6 protein-coding genes are annotated in these 5368 nt (G+C 67.8%); all 6 read right to left on the bottom strand.

Annotation, left to right across the window (positions count from 1 at the left end; genetic code table 11):
* Nucleotides 1-54: 54 nt before the first annotated feature.
* Nucleotides 55-837, bottom strand: a complete 783-nt coding sequence (pssA, locus tag ABT116_RS39030; protein WP_053671175.1) for a CDP-diacylglycerol--serine O-phosphatidyltransferase — start codon at nt 835-837, stop codon at nt 55-57.
* Nucleotides 838-895: 58 nt separating this feature from the next.
* Nucleotides 896-1552 (bottom strand): phosphatidylserine decarboxylase, encoded by a 657-nt coding sequence (locus ABT116_RS39025; RefSeq protein ID WP_053671161.1) that lies wholly within the window; start codon nt 1550-1552, stop codon nt 896-898.
* Between the two features lie 170 nt (nt 1553-1722).
* Nucleotides 1723-2928: an acyl-CoA dehydrogenase family protein gene (locus ABT116_RS39020; protein WP_351644379.1), complete on the bottom strand. Its 1206-nt coding sequence runs from the start codon at nt 2926-2928 to the stop codon at nt 1723-1725.
* A gap of 2 nt (nt 2929-2930) precedes the next feature.
* Nucleotides 2931-3443, bottom strand: a complete 513-nt coding sequence (locus tag ABT116_RS39015) for a MaoC family dehydratase (RefSeq protein ID WP_030843910.1) — start codon at nt 3441-3443, stop codon at nt 2931-2933.
* A 5-nt stretch (nt 3444-3448) separates the two neighbouring features.
* Nucleotides 3449-4408 carry an HpcH/HpaI aldolase/citrate lyase family protein gene (locus ABT116_RS39010; protein WP_351644376.1) on the bottom strand — a complete coding sequence of 320 codons (960 nt, stop codon included), beginning with the start codon at nt 4406-4408 and terminating at the stop codon, nt 3449-3451.
* A partial coding sequence (locus tag ABT116_RS39005; RefSeq protein ID WP_351644373.1) for a methylmalonyl-CoA mutase family protein occupies nt 4405-5368 on the bottom strand: 964 nt, incomplete at its 5' end. The genes ABT116_RS39010 and ABT116_RS39005, both read right to left, overlap by 4 nt.

The raw sequence follows: 5368 nt of genomic DNA, 5'->3' as shown, positions 1-5368 counted from the left end.
GGGTGGGCCCCGGGCCTCGCGGCCCGGGCCACACCCGTCAGTGCAGGGACGAGATCAGGGCAGCTGCGCCGCCCGCGCCTCGCGGCGGTTGTCCCGGAAGTTGTTCACCCGCCGAGCCGTCGCGAACAGCGGGATCACCGCCCCCATGACCAGCTGGAGCGCACAGCCCGTCTGGAGCAGCAGCTGGCCGCTCGGCGCGTCGAAGGCCCAGGCGGCCATCATGCCCATGCCCAGCACGATCCACGACAGCATCGCCACGGCGAGCCGGCCCCGCGGCTTCGGGTACTCCACGCGGCTCACCATCAGCCACGCCGTCCCCAGGATCGCCAGCAGGGTCGCCACGAAGGGCAGCTCCAGCAGCACGATGGACACCACGGTCAGCGCGCCGAACGGTGACGGCATGCCCTGGAAGGTGCCGTCCTTGACCGTGACGCACGAGAACCGGGCAAGCCGAAGCACCACCGCCAGCAGCACCACGATCGCCCCGACCGCCGCGACCCGCTGGTACGCGCCCTCGGCCACCATGCCGTAGACGAGGACGAAGTACGCCGGCGCCAGGCCGAAGCTGATCAGGTCGGACAGGTTGTCCAGCTCGGCGCCCATGGGGGAGGAGCGCAGCTTGCGCGCCACCAGGCCGTCGAACAGGTCGAAGACCGCCGCGCACAGCATCAGGATGACCGCCGTGGCCGCGCTGTTGCGCGCCATGCCGGATTCCTGGCTGCCCATGAGGTCCGGGATCAGGATGCCGGTGGTGGTGAAGTACACCGCCATGAAGCCGCACGTGGCGTTGCCGAGCGTGAGGGTGTCCGCTATCGACAGGCGAAGAGAGAGGGGCATCTCCTCTTCCTCGTCGACCCCGTCGGACTCCGGGACCCAGCCGGCCTTGGTGTCAGGATCAATCACGGTCAATGCGAGTCACCCCCGCCACGGTCTTCTGACCGACCTCGACCGCGACCTCCACGCCCTCGGGCAGGTAGAGGTCGACCCGCGAGCCGAAGCGGATCAGGCCGATCCGCTCGCCCTGCTCGACCTTCGTGCCCTCCGGCAGGTAGGGGACGATGCGACGGGCGACCGCGCCGGCGATCTGGATCATCTCGATGTCGCCGAGCTCGGTGTCGAAGTGCCAGACGACACGCTCGTTGTTCTCGCTCTCCTTGTTGAAGGCGGGAACGAAGCCACCGGGGATGTGCTCGACCGACGTCACCGTGCCGGCCAGCGGCGCGCGGTTGACGTGGACGTTGAGCGGGCTCATGAAGATCGCGACGCGGGTGCGGCCGTCCTTCCACGGCATGATGCTCTGCACCACACCGTCGGCGGGCGAGATGACCCGGCCCTGGGTGATCTCGCGCTCGGGGTCGCGGAAGAACCACAGCATCCCCGCCGCGAGCGCGGTGGCGGGAACGGCGACGGCCTTGGCGGCGCCGGAGCGCCGGGCCCGCGCCAGGCTGAGGGCTGCGGTGGCGACGGTCGGAAGGAGCCACGGCGATGCTCCGCGCGCGAGGCGTACGCCGGCCCGGCTGTCGCGAGGTGCAGAGGTTTGGCTGTGGGGCATGGATGACCTTCGTAGCGGATGATGCCGCACTCTGACGGGGGACGGCGGCTTTCCGGCGATCGTAGCGGCTCGGGGCCGTAACTGGGTAAGCCAGGCAGCCGAGTCGGCGGCAGAAGAGTGCTGACGGGGTGTGATCTTCTTCTCCAAGAAAACACCCCGTATCCGGACATCTAGCCCTGGAATCGATACTCCTCGAGCAGCCGCCTGCCGATGATCATTTTCTGGATCTCGGCGGTACCTTCACCGATGAGCAGCATCGGAGCCTCACGGTAGAGGCGCTCGATCTCGTACTCCTTGGAGAAGCCGTAGCCCCCGTGGATACGGAAGGCGTCTTCCACGACCTCCTTGCAGTACTCGGAGGCGAGGTACTTCGCCATCCCGGCCTCCAGGTCGTTTCGCTCCCCGGAGTCCTTTTTGCGTGCTGCGTTCACCATCATCGCATGGGCGGCCTCGACCTTGGTAGCCATCTCGGCCAGCTTGAACTGGATCGCCTGGTGCTGGGCGATCGGCTTGCCGAAGGTGTGGCGCTGCTGCGCGTACTGGACGCCCAGTTCGAACGCACGCTGAGCGACGCCGCAGCCACGCGCCGCCACGTTGACGCGGCCGACCTCCACGCCGTCCATCATCTGGTAGAAACCGCGGCCGGTGACCCCGCCGAGCACACGATCCGAAGGAATCCGCAGGCCATCCATGATGAGCTCGGTGGTGTCGACCCCCTTGTAGCCCATCTTGTCGATCTTGCCGGGGATCGTGAGGCCGGGGCGGACCTCACCGAAACCGGGCTCCTTCTCGACCAGGAAGGTCGTCATCGACTTGTGGGGCGCGGTGCCCTCGGGGTGACCTTCGTCACTTCTGACCAGAACGGCCACCAGAGACGACGTTCCGCCGTTCGTCAGCCACATCTTCTGGCCGTTGAGGACGTACTCCTCGCCGTCCTTCACCGCCTTCGACGTGATCGCCGACACGTCCGAGCCCAGGCCCGGCTCCGACATCGAGAAGGCGCCCCGGATGTCGCCGGCGGCCATCCTCGGCAGGAAGTGGTCCTTCTGCTCCTGCGTGCCGTGCTGCTTGAGCATGTACGCCACGATGAAGTGGGTGTTGATGATGCCGGACACCGACATCCACCCGCGGGCGATCTCCTCCACGCACAGCGCGTAGGTCAGGAGCGACTCGCCCAGCCCCCCGTACTCCTCGGGGATCATCAGGCCGAACAGGCCCAACTCCTTCAGCCCGTCGACGATCTGCTGCGGGTACTCGTCGCGGTGCTCCAGCTCCGTGGCGACCGGGATGATCTCCTTGTCCACGAAGTCCCGGACGGTGGACAGGATCTCCTGCTGGATGTCCGTCAGACCGGCGGTCTGGGCGAGTCGCGCCATGGCTACTTCTCCTGCTCCCTGAGCTCGGGGCGGCCGGGCTGCTCGCCGCCGCGCTCCTTGATGTACGTCTCGGTCGGCACCATCACCTTGCGGCGGAACACGCAGACCAGCGTGCCGTCCTGCTTGTAGCCCTTGGTCTCGACGTAGACGATGCCGCGGTCGTTCTTCGACTTCGACGGCCACTTGTCGAGCACGGTCGTCTGGCCGTAGATCGTGTCGCCGTGGAAGGTCGGCGCCACGTGCTTCAGCGACTCGATCTCCAGGTTGGCGATCGCCTTGCCGGAGATGTCCGGCACCGACATGCCGAGCAGCAGCGAGTAGATGTAGTTGCCCACGACGACGTTCTTGCCGAAGTCGGTCGTCTTCTCCGCATAGTTCGTGTCCATGTGGAGCGGGTGGTGGTTCATCGTGAGGAGACAGAACAGGTGGTCGTCGTACTCCGTGACCGTCTTTCCCGGCCAGTGCTTGTACGTCGCGCCGACCTCGAACTCCTCATAGGTACGCCCGAACTGCATCGCGCTCAGCCCTCCGGGATCTCGAACTTGCTGGTGCGCTGCATACCGGCGGCGCGTCCCTTGCCGGAGATGACCAGGGCCATCTTGCGGCTGGCCTCGTCGATCATCTCGTCGCCGAGCATCGCCGAGCCCTTCTTGCCGCCCGCCTCGGACGTGTAGTAGTCGTACGCGTCCAGGATCAGCTCGGCGTGGTCGTAGTCCTCCTGCGACGGCGAGAAGATCTCGTTGGACGCCTCGACCTGGCCCGGGTGCAGCACCCACTTGCCGTCGAAGCCGAGCGCGGCGGCGCGCTGGGCGACCTCACGGTAGCCGTCGATGTTGCGGATCTGCAGGTAGGGGCCGTCGATCGCCTGGAGGTTGTTGGCGCGGGCCGCCATCAGGATCTTCATCAGGATGTAGTGGTAGGCGTCCGCCGGGTAGCCGGGCGGCTGCTCGCCCACGACCAGCGACTTCATGTTGATCGACGCCATGAAGTCGGCCGGGCCGAAGATGATCGTCTCGACGCGCTGTGACGCCGTCGCGATCTCGTTGACGTTGTTCAGACCCTGCGCGTTCTCGATCTGCGCCTCGATGCCGATCTTGCCGACCTCGAAGCCCATCGTCTTCTCGATCTGCGTGAGGAGGAGGTCGAGGGCGACGATCTGCTCGGCGCTCTGCACCTTCGGCAGCATGATGCAGTCGAGGTTCTGGCCGGCCCCCTCGACGACCGTGACGACGTCGCGGTACGTCCATTCGGTCGTCCAGTCGTTGACGCGCACGACCCGCGTCTTGCCCGTCCAGTCGCCCTCGTTGAGGAACTTGACGATGGTGTGCCGCGCCTCGGGCTTGGCGAGCGGGGCGCACGCGTCCTCCAGGTCGAGGAAGACCTGGTCCGCCGGGAGGCCCTGCGCCTTCTCCAGGAAGCGGGGGTTGCTTCCCGGTACCGCGAGACACGAGCGGCGGGGACGCAGACGGTTGACGGTCATGCGGGGACCTCCAGGGGGTCGAGCTTGTTCGCTTTCCGGATCTCGTCGACGATGCGGCCGATGATTCCGGTGATGTCGAAGTCCTTCGGGGTGAAGACCGCGGCCACTCCGGCTGCCCTGAGCTGCTCGGCGTCACCATTCGGGATGATGCCACCGGCGATCACGGGTATATCTGTGGCACCGGCCACACGGAGCCGTTCGAGGACGTCCGGCACCAGCTGGGCGTGCGAGCCGGACAGGATCGACAGGCCGACCGCGTGCACGTCCTCGGCGAGGGCAGCGTCCACGATCTGCTCCGGCGTCAGCCGGATGCCCTGGTAGACCACCTCGAAGCCGGCGTCCCGCGCCCGCACGGCGATCTGCTCGGCGCCGTTGGAGTGCCCGTCCAGGCCCGGCTTGCCGACCAGGAAGCGCAGCTTGCCGATGCCCAGGTCCTTGGCCGTGAGGTCCACCTTGCGGCGCACCAGGGCGAGCGTGCTGCCCTCCTCGACGGGGACGGCCACCGGCGCCGAGGAGACGCCCGTGGGCGCCCGGAACTCGCCGAACACCTCGCGCAGCGCCCCGGCCCACTCGCCGGTTGTCGCCCCGGCGCGGGCGCACTCCAGGGTGGCCTCCATGAGGTTCTCGCTGCCGCGCGCGGCCTCCTTCAGCCGCTCCAGCGCCTTGCAGGGGCGCGGGTGGTTGAACGGCGGCTGGTAGCGGCTGTCGCGCCACTGCTGGAGCGAGGCGATGACCCGGGCCTCGACCGCCGGGTCCACCGTCTGGATCGCGGTGTCCAGGTCGGCGGTCAGCGGGTTCGGCTCGGTGCCCTCGAAGGCGTTGACGCCGATGATCTTCTCCTGGCCGGACTCGATCCGGCCCCGGCGCTCGGCGTGCGAGGCGACCAGCTGCGACTTGAGGTAGCCGGACTCGACGGCCGCCATCGCGCCGCCCATCTCCTGGATGCGGTCGATCTCGGCG

The sequence above is a fragment of the Streptomyces sp. NPDC002130 genome (assembly GCF_040296465.1).
In the GTDB taxonomy this organism is placed as follows: Bacteria; Actinomycetota; Actinomycetes; order Streptomycetales; family Streptomycetaceae; genus Streptomyces.
This window is presented reverse-complemented; position numbering and strand designations above follow the sequence as displayed.